This window comes from Streptomyces sp. NPDC002701 (assembly GCF_042889045.1).
Taxonomy (GTDB): Bacteria; Actinomycetota; Actinomycetes; order Streptomycetales; family Streptomycetaceae; genus Streptomyces.
In genome coordinates, this window is sequence record NZ_JBIAQL010000020.1 from 45,976 (window position 1) to 58,956 (window position 12,981).

At 71.1% G+C, this 12,981-nt stretch carries 12 protein-coding genes and 1 pseudogene; all 13 read right to left on the minus strand.

Annotated elements, in window-relative coordinates:
- Positions 1–14: 14 nt before the first annotated feature.
- Positions 15–287: pseudogene (locus tag ACFYXC_RS33865) on the minus strand (NAD(P)-dependent oxidoreductase); the annotation flags it as partial.
- Between the two features lie 699 nt (positions 288–986).
- Positions 987–1,709 (minus strand): FadR/GntR family transcriptional regulator, encoded by a 723-nt coding sequence (locus tag ACFYXC_RS33870; protein ID WP_389556045.1) that lies wholly within the window; start codon positions 1,707–1,709, stop codon positions 987–989.
- On the minus strand, positions 1,700–2,728 hold the full coding sequence (locus ACFYXC_RS33875; protein ID WP_389556046.1) for an aldo/keto reductase: 1,029 nt from the start codon (positions 2,726–2,728) through the stop codon (positions 1,700–1,702). Before ACFYXC_RS33875 ends, ACFYXC_RS33870 begins: the two co-directional genes overlap by 10 nt.
- Positions 2,729–2,774: 46 nt before the next feature.
- Complete coding sequence (locus ACFYXC_RS33880) at positions 2,775–3,869, minus strand: PfkB family carbohydrate kinase (RefSeq protein WP_389556047.1); 1,095 nt, start codon at positions 3,867–3,869, stop codon at positions 2,775–2,777.
- On the minus strand, positions 3,866–4,498 hold the full coding sequence (locus tag ACFYXC_RS33885) for a bifunctional 4-hydroxy-2-oxoglutarate aldolase/2-dehydro-3-deoxy-phosphogluconate aldolase (RefSeq protein ID WP_389556048.1): 633 nt from the start codon (positions 4,496–4,498) through the stop codon (positions 3,866–3,868). Before ACFYXC_RS33885 ends, ACFYXC_RS33880 begins: the two co-directional genes overlap by 4 nt.
- Positions 4,495–5,256: an SDR family oxidoreductase gene (locus ACFYXC_RS33890; RefSeq protein WP_389556049.1), complete on the minus strand. Its 762-nt coding sequence runs from the start codon at positions 5,254–5,256 to the stop codon at positions 4,495–4,497. The genes ACFYXC_RS33885 and ACFYXC_RS33890 overlap by 4 nt, the downstream gene beginning before the upstream one ends.
- Positions 5,253–6,296 carry a zinc-binding dehydrogenase gene (locus tag ACFYXC_RS33895; protein ID WP_389556050.1) on the minus strand — a complete coding sequence of 348 codons (1,044 nt, stop codon included), beginning with the start codon at positions 6,294–6,296 and terminating at the stop codon, positions 5,253–5,255. Before ACFYXC_RS33895 ends, ACFYXC_RS33890 begins: the two co-directional genes overlap by 4 nt.
- Positions 6,293–6,730: an RbsD/FucU domain-containing protein gene (locus ACFYXC_RS33900; protein ID WP_389556051.1), complete on the minus strand. Its 438-nt coding sequence runs from the start codon at positions 6,728–6,730 to the stop codon at positions 6,293–6,295. The genes ACFYXC_RS33895 and ACFYXC_RS33900 overlap by 4 nt, the downstream gene beginning before the upstream one ends.
- The gene (locus ACFYXC_RS33905; protein WP_389556053.1) at positions 6,724–7,623 is read right to left on the minus strand and encodes an amidohydrolase family protein; all 900 of its coding nucleotides are present in this window, start codon (positions 7,621–7,623) and stop codon (positions 6,724–6,726) included. Before ACFYXC_RS33905 ends, ACFYXC_RS33900 begins: the two co-directional genes overlap by 7 nt.
- Positions 7,616–8,941 carry an L-fuconate dehydratase gene (locus tag ACFYXC_RS33910; protein ID WP_389556055.1) on the minus strand — a complete coding sequence of 442 codons (1,326 nt, stop codon included), beginning with the start codon at positions 8,939–8,941 and terminating at the stop codon, positions 7,616–7,618. Before ACFYXC_RS33910 ends, ACFYXC_RS33905 begins: the two co-directional genes overlap by 8 nt.
- Positions 8,942–9,035: 94 nt before the next feature.
- Entirely contained in the window at positions 9,036–10,076 is a 1,041-nt protein-coding gene (locus ACFYXC_RS33915) for an ABC transporter permease (RefSeq protein ID WP_389556056.1), read from the minus strand.
- Positions 10,069–11,634 (minus strand): sugar ABC transporter ATP-binding protein, encoded by a 1,566-nt coding sequence (locus ACFYXC_RS33920; protein WP_389556058.1) that lies wholly within the window; start codon positions 11,632–11,634, stop codon positions 10,069–10,071. Before ACFYXC_RS33920 ends, ACFYXC_RS33915 begins: the two co-directional genes overlap by 8 nt.
- 47 nt (positions 11,635–11,681) lie before the next feature.
- Positions 11,682–12,746 carry a sugar ABC transporter substrate-binding protein gene (locus tag ACFYXC_RS33925; protein WP_389556059.1) on the minus strand — a complete coding sequence of 355 codons (1,065 nt, stop codon included), beginning with the start codon at positions 12,744–12,746 and terminating at the stop codon, positions 11,682–11,684.
- Positions 12,747–12,981 lie beyond the last annotated feature (235 nt).

A 12,981-nucleotide genomic window follows, 5' to 3' on the forward strand; every position in this document is an offset into this window, starting at 1 on the left:
GCGAGAGCGCCAGCTGCGTGCGCGGCACCGGCGAACATCCCGTACATGGCGCTGAGTAGGACCACGTCGTGCAGGGCCGCGAAGCCCGCGTCTTCGCCGACGTAGGTGGTGCCAACCGGGACGCCCAGTGTCTCCTGGTGTCGTTCGAACAGCTCCCGCGAGCCGCTGTAGAAGACGTAGCCGTCGGCTTCCGGGACGCCGATCATCGGAGGGACAGCCGTCGTTCCGCCGTCCAAGTAGCCGGCGCCGCGCTCGCGGGCCCGCTCGGCGCGGGCGCCGACCTGGGCGCCCTCCCAGTCGAGAAGCCTCAGCGGCGCGGTGACGGTGGCCCAGTGCAGGTCGGAGTGAGCGACGGTCCAACAGGTCACGGCCGGGGCCGGGATGCCCACGAACTCGGCTATCGCCCGGTCCATGTACTGCTGCCGTACGGCGACGCGGTCGGTGTCAACGGCCGCCACCTTCTCCAGCGTCCCGGCGAGGTCCTGCCACCAGGAGTCCGGTAGCTGGAGGTCCGGGTCGTCGGACAGGACCGGCTGGTCGACTCTGGCCGACAGGTCCGCCCGGTAGGCGGTGCCGTCGTCGACGGCGTCGTGGACAGCCGGGAGGGGGCCGGCGCCCGTCGAGGTTCCCGAAGGCGTGCTGCGCGTCGAGGGCTCCGTCCCACAACTTCCCCGATGCCTTGTCTCCGGTGAGGACACGAGCCGCAGCCACGCCTGTTGCCCGATGGCGGTGCGGGCCGGGTGCACCCAGGGTGTACCCGGCCCAACCCCAGAACTCCCCGCCCGGCTCGACTCGTACGTCAGCTGCAGTAGCCCGCACGTTGCTGAACATCGGCGACAAGGCGGTGGTGTGAGGCATGGGGTTCCCGTCCCTGTCGGCGGGGCGTCGTCGCTCCGCGTGCCGTGATGGGGGAACAGGTTCCTGACGCCGTCAGTGGCTCCGCAAGGCGGCTCTGCCAGACGGAAGAGCGTCTAGGGAAGGGCGGGTCAGAACCCTGTGGTCACGCCCCACGGAAGGGCCTCTCCCGAACGCAGGTGGTCCTTGAGCCACCGCTCGGTGTTGCTGACGTGCAGCAGTGCGGCGGCCTGGCTGAGGGAGGCGTCGCGGACGGACAGGGCCCGGAAGATCGCCTCGTGTTCGGCGAGGGTCCGGCCGGATGCCTGGGTGTCGACCAGGCCGCGCCAGATGCGGGCGCGCAGGGTGCGCCCGGAGATGCCCTCCAGGAGCGTGAGGAGCGTTTCGTTGCCGGTGGCCGAGATGACGGCGCGGTGGAACGCGGCGTCGTGAGCGTTGAGCCGTTCCACGTCGTCCTGGGCTTCGCGCATGGCGTTCAGGTGCTGCTCGACCTCGGCCAGCTGCTCGTCGGAGATCCGGGTGGCGGCCAGTGCGGTGGCGACCGGTTCCAGGAGCCGTCGTACCTCGATGAGGTCCTGCAGCGCGGCGGAATCGCCCTGCAGCAGTTCCACCGCACCGCCGAGCCCCTCCAGGAGCAGGCTCGGCTGCAGGCTGGTCACGTAGGTGCCGTCGCCCCGCCGGACCTCCAGGATCCGGGCGACGGCCAACGCCTTCACGGCCTCCCGGGCGAGGTTGCGGGAGAGGCCCAGCTGAGCGGCCAGCTCCGGTTCCGGCGGGAGCTTCGAGCCCGGCGGCAGCGCTCCGCTGCGGATCAGCTCCCGGATCTGCACTATGGCCTTGTCCGTCAGAGACACCGCGCGCTCCTTCCGGGCCCGTGCGCCGCGGGCACGTCCGACCTGATGAGTTCCCGGGCGCGGAGATCGTCCCAGAGCCCGTCAGGGACGTACCGGCGGTGGAGTTCTACGTTCCGTACGACCTGCTGCGGATTTCGCATACCGAGGGTGACGTTGATGATACTGCAGTGAGTGTAGGGGAAGGCGATGGCGGCGGCGGGCAGGGTGGTGCCGTGCGCCGCGCAGACGTCGGCGATCGCCCGAGCGCGGTCGAGCAGCTCCGGCGGGGCCTCCTGGTAGTCGTACTTCATGCCCTCGGTGGGGTGGTCGCGGGAGAGCAGCCCTGAGTTGAACACGCCGACGGCCACCACGCTCTTGCCGAGTTCCTCGGCGGCGGGCAGGACGTCGTCCAGTGCCGACTGGTCGAGGAGGGTGTACCGGCCGGCCAGCATCACCACGTCGGCCGCGGTCTCGCGCAGGAAGCGGGCGAGCATGGCCGACTGGTTCATTCCGGCGCCGATCGCGCCGATCACTCCCTGGTCCCGGAGCTCGGCCAGGGCCGGCATTGCCTCCTTTGCCGCCTGCCTCCAGTGGTCGTCGGGATCGTGCAGGTAGACGACGTCCAGGCGGTCCAGGCCGGTGCGCTCCAGCGTGTCCTCGATGGAGCGGAGCACCCCGTCCCGGCTGAAGTCCCACTGCCGGCGCAGGTCGTCGCGCACCACGAAGCCCTCGGTGTCGGTGCCGCGCGGGTGCTCGTTGGGCACGAGCAGGCGGCCGACCTTGGAGGAGACGACGTACGTGTCACGTGGCCTGCGCGCCAGCGCCGCCCCCAGGCGGCGCTCGGAGAGACCGAGCCCGTAGTGCGGTGCGGTGTCGAAGTACCGGATGCCCTCTTCCCAGGCCGCCTCGAGTGCGGCCTGCGCGTCGTGGGCCGGGGTGACTCTGTAGAGGTTGCCGATGACGGAGGCCCCGAAGCCGAGTCCGGTGAGCTCGACAGGGGTGCTCGCGACCTTCCGGCGCCTGATGTTGTGCGGTGTCAACTGTGCTCCTTGGGAAGCGGCGACGGCGTGAGCGCCCATGGGTCTGTCACCTTCTGACGGCGGCCGAGCCGCCTGCCATGAGTGCCTCGACCTCGGCGAGCGAGGCCATGGACACGTCGCCCGGGGTGGTCATGGTGAGGGCGCCGTGCGCGGTGCCGTAGGCCAGGGCACGGCTCAGTCCGGCGGTGTCGAGGTCCGCCACGGGCGCGGCACGGCGGGCCGGTCCGGCCTCGTCACCGCCGAGGGTCAGCAGTGCGTAGATCAGACCGGCCGCGAAGCCGTCGCCCGAGCCGATGCGGTCCAGGACGTGCAGGCCGGGCAGTTGCAGGCCGCGGACGAAGCCGGTACGGGGCGACCAGGCGGCCGAGGACCAGTCGTTGACGCCGGCCGAGGGCACGTCCCGCAGGGTGGTCGCGAGCACCTCGGCCTGGGGCAGCACCGCGGCCACTTCGACGAGGGCGTCGGGCACCTCGTCCGCCGCGACGCGTACCGCGCCCGGGTACGGCCCTGCCAGCCCCAGGGCGCCCACCACGACGTCGGCGTGGCGGGCGAGCCGCAGGTCGACCTCGCGGGCGGCGTCGGCGCCGCCCCTGCCGGCCCAGAGACTGGGGCGGTAGTTGGGGTCGTAGGAGACCGTGACACCGTGCCGTCGAGCGGCCGCCATGGCCTCGTCCGCGACGTCCACGGTGGTGTCCGACAGACCGGCGAAGACGCCGCCGGTGTGGAACCAGCGCGGACCCGGGGAGAAGACTGCGTCCCAGTCGACGTCCCCCTTGCGCAGCTGCGAGACGGCGGTGTTTGCGCGGTCGCTGACGCCCACCGCGCCCCGGATGCCGTAGCCGCGCTCGACGAAGTTGAGGCCGTTGCGGGCGGTGCGGCCGATGCCGTCGTCGGGCACCCAGCGGATGAGGGAGGTGTCGACGCCACCCTGGAGGATCAGGTCCTCGACGAGTCGCCCCACCTGGTTGTCTGCGAGGGCGGTCACGACGGCCGTGCGCAGGCCGAAGCAGCGCCGCAGTCCGCGGGCGACGTTGTACTCACCGCCGCCTTCCCAGATCTGGAAGGTGCGGGCGGTGCGGATCCTGCCCTCGCCCGGGTCGAAGCGGAGCATCACCTCGCCGAGGGCCACCACGTCGCTCACGTCGCGCTCCCGTGCACGGCCCCGGCGGTCAGTCGGCGGATCTCGTCGTATTCGCCGCGCTCCAGATGGGCGGGGGTGGCCATCCAGCTGCCGCCGACGGCGAGGACCGCCGGGACGGCGAGGTAGGCGGGCAGGCGCGGAGCGTCGACGCCGCCCGTGGGCACGAACCGTGCATGGGGGAAGGGGGCTGCGAGGGCGCGCAGCATCGGGATGCCGCCGAGGGGTTGGGCGGGGAAGAGCTTGACGGTGTCGAGGCCGGACTGCAGGGCGCGCATCAGCTCGGTCGCGGAGGCGATGCCGGGCACCACGGGCACGCCCAGCTGACGACACTTGGCGACGACGTCCTCGTCGAAGCCGGGCGAGACCACGAAACGGGCTCCCGCCGCCATGGCACGGTCCACCTGTTCGGGCGTGAGGACCGTGCCGGCGCCGACGGTCAGCCCTCCGTGGGCGGCCATCGTCTTGAGCACCTGCTCGGCGTCGGGGGTGCGGAAGGTGACCTCGGCGCACCGGGCGCCGCCCGCCGCGAGCGCGTCGGCCAGCGGTCCGGCCGTCGCGGCGTCGGGCACGGTCAGCACCGGCAGCACGCGGGCGCCGTCCAGCACGGCGGCCAGGTCGGTGCCGGTCATCGGCCGAGCCATCCGCCGTCGACGGGCAGGATCGTGCCGTGGACGTAGGCGGCGGCGTCCGAGGCGAGGAACACGGTGGCGCCCGCGAGGTCGTCGGCGCTGCCCCAGCGTGCGGCCGGGATGCGGTCCAGGATGGCCTTGCTGCGTACCGGGTCGTCCTGGAGTGCCTGGGTGTTGTCGGTGGCGATGTAGCCGGGGGCGATGGCGTTGACGTTGACGCCGTGCGGGGCCCACTCGTTGGCCAGGGCCTTGGTCAGTCCGGCGATGCCGTGCTTGGCGGCGGTGTAACCAGGGACGGTGATACCGCCCTGGAAGCTGAGCAGCGACGCCGTGAAGACGATCTTTCCGTGGCCGCGGGCCACCATCGACGCGCCCACCGCGCGGGACAGGGCGAACTGCGCGTTGAGGTTGACCTGGAGCACCGACTCCCAGTCCTCGTCGGTGTGTTCGGCGGCCGGGGCGCGACGGATGGTGCCCGCGTTGTTGACCAGGATGTCCACCGGGCGCGCCCGTCCCGCCAGGTCGGCGCCCAGGGCGCGGACGGCTTCGGGGTCGGCGAAGTCGGCGCGGATCGCCTCGAAGGTGCGGCCCGCGGCCAGGACGTCCTTCTCCACGTCGCTGCCGGTCTCCTCCAGCTGGGCGCTGACGCCGATGACGTCCGCGCCTGCCTCGGCGAGGGCGCGGGCCATGGCGCGGCCGATGCCGCGCCGGGCCCCGGTGACGACGGCGAGCCTGCCGGTCAGGTCGAAGGCGTTCACCGGTCGGCTCCCTGGGAGTCGTCGGTGCAGTCCACGAGGATCTTCATCACGTCGCCGCCGCCCTCCAGGGCCTCGAACGCGTCGGGCGCCTGCGCCATGGGGACGACCTTGCTGATCAGCTGCTCGGCCGGAACGGTGCCGTCGGCCACCAGGGTCACCGCCCGCTCGAAGTCGGTGCGGTCGTACAACCGGGCGCCCACGAGCGTGAGTTCGCGCCAGAAGAAGCGGTGCAGGTTCACCTCGCGGGGCCGGGGGTGGATGGCCACGAGGCACAGCCGCCCGCGCACACCCAGCACGTCGACCGCCGTGTCCACCCCGCCTTGCGCGCCGGAGACCTCGAAGGCCACGTCCGCACCGGCGTCACCGGTCCACTCGCCCACCAGCTCGGGCAGGTCGTCGGCGGCCGGGTCCCAGGTCGTCAGCCCCAACTTCTCGGCGAGCCGCCGCCGGTGAGGGCTCAGCTCCACGACCCGGACCTCGGCTCCGGCGGCACGGGCGACCAGGGCGATGAGGATGCCGACGGGACCGCCGCCGACCACGACGGCCTTCTCGCCCGCGCGGACCTGGGCCCGGCCGACGTCGTGCACCGCGACCGCGGTGGGCTCCATGAGGGCCGCGTGGTTGAGCGGAAGGGAGCCGGGCAGCCGTACGAGGGTCGTGGCGGGCACGGTCCAGCGCTGTTGCATCGCACCGGGGGAGTCGATGCCGATGAAGTCGAGGTGCTGGCAGATGTGCTGGTGGCCGGCACGGCAGGCCGGGCAGGTGTCGTCCCAGCGCAGCGGCATCACGGTGACCGCGTCACCGGGCGACCAGTCCTCCACACCCTGACCCACACGTATGACACGGCCGGACATCTCGTGGCCGAGGACGGCGGGCGCGGCGACCCGGGCATCCATGTCGCCGTGGAAGATGTGCAGATCGGTGCCGCAGATACCGACGTAGGCGGGGGCGATCTCCACCTGGCCGGGGCCGGGGGGCGGGTTCTCGGCGGGCGCGGTGTCCAGTGTGCGGGCGGCGAGGTAGCGCACTGCGCGTGTCATGGTGTCCTCAGGGTCCCTTCGGCGCGGACGCCGATCGTGAGCAGCAGGTTGGCGTAGGTGCGGATGTCGGCGGTGACCACGACGAGGGCCAGGTCGGGCGAGCGGGCGGCGTCGTAGAACGCGAAGCGGCCGAGCGTCTCGACGGGGACGGGCGCCAGCATCGAGCGGTACTCGACGATTACGGGCGGCTCCGGCTCGCCCTCGGGCGGCACCATCACGTGCGCCGACTCGAGGGGCAGGGCCCGCAGCAGGACGTCGAGCACGGTGGTGACGTCCAACAGACCCGGCGCCAGGTTGAGATGGACGGTCCTGGCGCGCGGGTCGGTGGCGGTGCTCGCCGGATAGTGGCCGTCGGCGAGCAGGACCCGGGCGCCGTGCCCGGCGCCCGCCAGGGCTTCGAGGATGCCCGGATGCAGGAGTTCGGTCATCAGCATGCGGTGCGCCCCTTCCTTCGATCGGGGTCGAGGCCGTAGAACGTGGTGGCGGTTCCGGCGAGGACCGCCTCGGTCTCGGCGGCGGAGCAGCCGTCCAGGAGTTCCCCGACGGTGGCGGCCCAGCGGTTCCAGCCGCCGGCCAGGACGGAAACCGGCCAGTCCGAGCCGAACATCAGCCGGTCCGGGCCGAACGAGGTCAGCAGGACCTCCCACACCGGTCGGATGTCGTCGACGGTCCACTTCTCGTGGTCGGCCTCGGTGATCAGTCCCGACACCTTGCACCGCACCTGGGGATGCGCGGCGAGCCGTCGCACGCCCCGCTCCCAGTCGCCCAGGTCACGTCGGGCGATGGGCGGTTTGCCGGCATGGTTGAGGACCAGGGGAAGGCTGGGGAGGCGTTCGGCCAGGCGGATCGCCTGGGGGAACTGGTGGTCGCGGATGAGCAGGTCGTACCCGAGGCCCCGTTCGCCCAGGGCTCGCAGTCCCCGCTCCACCGAAGGCCGTTGCAGCCAGGCGGGGTCGGATTCGCCCTGGACGAGGTGACGTACGGCCCGCAGGTACGTACCGCCGGGCCCGGCGCGCATTGCGTCGAGTACGTCGCCGATCGCGGGGGAGGTGAGGTCCGCCCAGCCGACGACCGCGCCGATCAGCGGGTCGCTGTCGGCAAGAGCGAGGAACTCGCGGGTCTCCCCGACGGACGCCACGCACTGGACGAGCACCGTGCACTCCAGCCGCCGACCCGCGATCGGCCTGGTCGCGGCCGTGCGGAGGTCGTCGGTGCCGAAGCTGCGGCGCAGGGGCTCGTGGCCGGGTTCGTCGAGCCAGGACTGCGGCCGGATGTCCAGGTCCCACACGTGGTGGTGGGCGTCGACGACGCCCTGGGCGTCAGACACGGGCCGTCCAGACGGGGCCGTCGGGGTAGGTGTACTCCTTGAGGGACTCGGGGTGCATCTGCGCGCTCAGCCCGGGGAGCGTCGGCGCCAGGTAGTGGCCGTCGGCGATGCGGACCGGGTCGACGAAGTGCTCGTGCAGGTGGTCGACGTACTCGATGACGCGGTCCTCGGTGGTGCCGGAGACGGCGACGTAGTCGAACATCGACAGGTGCTGCACCATCTCGCACAGGCCCACTCCCCCGGCGTGCGGGCAGACCGGCACGCCGAACTTCGCGGCGAGCAGCAGGATCGCGATGTTCTCGTTGACGCCGCCGACCCGGGCCGAGTCGATCTGCACGATGTCCACCGCGTCGGCCTGCAGGAGCTGCTTGAAGACGACCCGGTTGGCGATGTGCTCACCGGTGGCGACTTTGATCGGAGTGAGCGCCTTGCGGACGGCGGCGTGGCCGAGGATGTCGTCCGGGGAGGTGGGCTCCTCGATCCAGTACGGGTCGTAGGGGGCGAGGGCGCGCATCCAGCCGATGGCGGGGGCGACGTCCCATCTCTGGTTGGCGTCGACGGCGATGCGGATGTCCGGCCCGACCGTCTCACGGGCGGTGCGCATGCGCCGTACGTCGTCCTCCAGGTCCGCGCCGACCTTCAGCTTGATCTGGGTGAAGCCGTCGGCGACGGCCTCGCGGGCGAGGCGGGCCAGCTTCTCGTCGGAGTAGCCGAGCCAGCCGGGGGTGGTGGTGTACGCGGGGTAGCCGCGCTCCAGCAGACGGGCGACGCGCTCCTGGCGGCCGGGCTCGGCACGGCGCAGGATCCGAAGCGCCTCCTCGGGGGTGAGGGCGTCGGACAGCCAGCGGAAGTCGACCTGCGCGACCAGGTCCTCGGGCGACATCTCACCGAGGAAGCGCCACACGGGCTTGCCCGCGCGCTTGGCGGCGAGGTCCCAGGCGGCGTTGACGACCGCGCCGGTGGCCATGTGGATGACGCCCTTCTCCGGACCCAGCCAGCGCAGTTGGGGATCGTGCACGAGGGAGCGGGAGAAGGCCCCGAGGTCGGCGCACACCTCCTCGACCGAGAGCCCGACCACGTGCGGGGCGAGGGCCGCGATGGCGGCGGCCTGGACATCGTTGCCGCGGCCGGTGGTGAAGGCGAGGGCATGGCCCTCCAGCGCGTCGCCGGCGTCGGTGCGCAGGACGACGTAGGCGGCGGAGTAGTCGGGCTCGGGGTTCATGGCGTCCGAGCCGTCGAGGTGTTCGGAGGTGGGGAACCGCACGTCCAGGACGTCCAGGGCGGTGATGCGGGCGGATGCGGGCAGGGTGGAGGACATGGCGGCAACTCCTGTGGGGACAAGGGGGAATCGGGACCCTTGCGACGAGCGGTGAACGCGGCGTGGGACGGGCGGCCGGCGACTGCCGCCCGTGTCAGTCCTGGACCTTGCCGCCGGTGATCCGGGAGATGGCGAGGGCGACCAGGATGATCAGGCCGTTGAGGGCGCCGATCCACTGGGCGGGGACGCCGCCGAGCGTGAGCACGTTCTGGATCATGAAGAGCAGCAGGATGCCGCAGAACGCGCCGAACATGGTGCCCTTGCCGCCGTTGAGGCTGATCCCGCCGATGACGGCGGCGGCGAACACGGTGAAGATGTATCCGTTGCCCTGCGCGGAGGCGACGGAGGCCAGCCGTCCGGAGAGCAGCAGTCCGGCGAGTGCGGCGAGCACGCTGCCGGTGACGATGACGATCCACAGCACCCGGTCGGTGCGGATGCCGGCCGCCTTCGCCGCGTCGACGTTGCCGCCGATGGCGTACAGCGAGCGGCCGAAGCTGGTCCAGCCGAGGACCACGATGGCGACGGCGAACAAGGCCAGGCAGATCCAGATGGAGGCGGGCATTCCGAGCCACTGCGTGGTGCCGGGGTAGAGCATCGACTGCGGCAGCTGGAAGAACGTCTGGCCGCCGGAGATACCGGTGAGGATGCCGCGCAGCACGATCAGCATGCCGAGGGTGACGATGAAGCCGTTGAGGCCGAAACGAATGATCAGCAGTGAGTTGATCAGGCCGACCAGCACGCCCACGGCCAGGGTGACGGGGATCGCCCAGGCGCCGGAGAGCAGGCCGAGTCCGTGTCCGGCGCCGGCCGGCACGACCAGCCAGGCCGCGACACCGGGCGCGAGGCCCATGGTGGACTCCAGCGACAGGTCCATCTTCTTGACGATCAGGATCATCGTCTGGGCGAGGACCAGCAGGGCCATCTCGGACATCGTCTGCAGGACGTTGATGAGGTTGTCCGTCTGCAGGAAGACCGGGTTGACGATCTGGCCGACGATCGCGATGACGACGATTGCGGGGACGAGGGCGAGGTCGCGCAGCCGGGCCAGGGGGATCCGGCCGCCGAGCAGCGCGGTACGCCTCTGCTTCGGTTCCGCGGCCTCGGCGGCTGTGTCCGCGAGGACGGTTTCAGGCATTGAGGTCCACTCCTTCCATCGCGGCCACGAGGTCGTGGTCGTGCCAGCCGCGGGCCATCTCTGTCGTGACCTGGCCCTGGAACATCACCAGGATCCGGTCGCACATGCGCAGGTCGTCGAGTTCGTCGGAGGCGATGAGCACTCCGGTGCCGGTCCGGGCGGTCTCCTCGACCTTGCCGAGGAGGAATTCCTTGGATCGCACGTCCACGCCCGCGGTCGGGTTGATCAGCACCAGCAGCCGCGGGTCGTCGGCCAGGGCGCGGGCCATGACGACCTTCTGCTGGTTGCCCCCGGACAGGGAGGAGACGGGCAGATCGGGGCCCGGCGTCTTGATCGCCAGCTTCTCGATCATGTTGTCGGCGAGCCGGTCGCGTCGGTCACGGCTCAGGAGGCCGTTCCTGCCGAGCCGGTGGGGCACGGACAAGGTGGCGTTGTCGGCGATCGACATGCCGGGGACGAAGCCCTGGTGGTGCCGGTCCTGGGGGACGAACCCGGCGCCGGCGGCGAGCGCGGCGGGCACGCTGCCCGGACGGGGCCGCCGCCCGGCGATCTCCACCTCGCCGGTGGCGGCCGCCCACAGCCCTACGACGGTCTCGGCGACCTCGGTGCGTCCGCTGGCGGCGGCACCGGCGAGGCCGACGATCTCGCCGGCGCCCACTTGGAAGGTGACGTCTTCGTAGGTGCCGTCCCTGCCCAGATCCCGCACGGACAGCGCGGGGGCCGCGGCGGGGTCGAGGGTGCTCGAGCGTACCTGCTGCCGGTCGGCGGCCGCCTCGCCGGTCATGGCGGCGACCAACTCCGTGCGGGGGAGGTCCGCGACGGGGGCGGTGACGATGTGCCGGGCGTCGCGGAACACCGTCACCATGTCGCAGATCTCGTAGACCTCCTGCAGGTGGTGACTGATGAACAGGAAGGTCACGCCCTGGCGTTGCAGCTCGCGGATGCGGTCGAAGAGCCGATTGATCGCGGCCGCATCGAGCTGTGCGGTGGGCTCGTCGAGGATGATGAACCGGGCCCCGAAGGACAGCGCCCGGGCGATCTCGACGAACTGCCGCTGCTCGACGCTGAGTTCACCGGCCGGGGACTGCGGGTCGACGTCCACCGACCAGGTCGACAACAGCTCCTGCGCCCGGCGGCGTACGCCGGTCCAGCTGATCAGCCTGTTGGGGCCGTGGTGGTGACGGTTCAGGAAGAGGTTCTCGGCGACGGTCAGCGTGGGGATGATCGTCGACTTCTGGTAGACGCAGGCCACGCGCTGACGCCAGGTGTCGCGGTCGCTGAGCCGGGGGGCGGGGCCACCGCCGAAGGTGACCGTTCCCTCGTCGGGGGCGTGCAGACCCGTCAGAACGGAGACCAGGGTCGACTTGCCGGCTCCGTTGCGGCCGACGAGCGCGTGTGTCTCGCCTGACCGGATGGTGATCCGAGCACCGTTCAGGGCCACGGTCGGACCGAATCGTTTGACTATGCCCGTCGCCTCGACGACGGGCGGTGTCGCGGGGGCCCGCCCGTCGTCCGCCGGGGCGGGTGCGGGGGTGACTGCTCGCTCCCCGTCTCTCATTTCAACCGCCTTGTAGTGGTGAGCCGCTGGATGCCCGAGAGGGCCGGTCAGCCGAGGTTGTTGCCCCACAGGGAGGTGTCGTCGCTCTTGACGCTGGGCACGCCGCCGTAGGTGCCGCCGTCCGCCGTGACCAGCGGGGCGGAGAGCTGGTCCTCCAGCAGGCCGTCGCGGACCTGGATGATGGTGCTGTCGTGGTCGGTCTTGCCGGGCTTGAACGTCTTCCCGTCTATCGCGGCCTTCAGGTAGTACAGGGCGTACTTGGCGTACGCGTCAGCCGGCTGGGAGACGGTGGCGTCGATCTTGCCCGCGGCGATGCTCTTGAGTTCCTCGGGGATGCCGTCGTTGGAGACCACGAACACGTGCTTCTTGTTCTTCGGGTCGACCAGCAGACCGCGCTGCTTGAGCACCTGGAGCGTGCCGGCCAGGGCGAAGCTGGACTGCATGTAGACGCCCTTGATGTCCGGGTTGGCGGTCAGGTCGGTCTGGAGCTTCTGCGCGGCGACCGCGCCGTCCCAGTTGGTGGCCTCGCCGAACACCTTGATGCCGGGGTAGTTCTTCTTCATGCAGTCGTTGAACGCCTCGGTGCGATCCCGGCCGTTGATGGAGTCGAGGCCACCCTCCAGCATCACGACCTTGCCCTTGCCGCCGAGCTTGGTGCCGAGGTACCGGCATGCCTTCTCGCCGTAGGCCCGGTTGTCGGCCCGCACCACCATGAACACCTTGCCGCTGTCGGGCCGGGTGTCGACGGTGACGATCGGAATCTTCTTCGCCTCCAACTGCGCCAGCGTCGGCGCGATGGCGGCGGTGTCCTGCGGCGCCATCGCGATGCCCTTGACGCCCTGGCTGATGAACGTCTGCGCGTTGGCGGTGAGCTTGGCGACGTCGTTCTGGGAGTTCGTGGTCTTCAAATCCAGTCCCAACTCCTTGGCCGACTGAGGCGTGTACTTGATGTACGAGTTCCAGAAGTCGGTGTCGGACCGCGGGTAGTCGACACCCACGAGCGGCTTGCCGCTCGACGAGGCGGCGGTGGTGGAGCCGCTGCTGCAGGCGCTGAGCAGCGTCAGTGCGCAGACGACGGAGGCGGTGGAGCCGAGGGCGGTTCTCAGTCTCATGGGTACTTCCTCGCGCTGGTCCCGGAGCGGGAGTGTTACGCCGATGCGACAGCTGCGTGCCACCGACGGAGAGATGGGATGTTTATAGAGCGGAAGAAGCGAGGTTGTCCAGTGGAAGCGGCAAAAACACTGAAGATGACCACTAGACGATCTCGCCGGAGTCACCGTTGAGCTTCCCGAGCGACAGATCCATCCCATCAATAAAGCGCACTCGTGATGCGCTGACGCCTGCGCT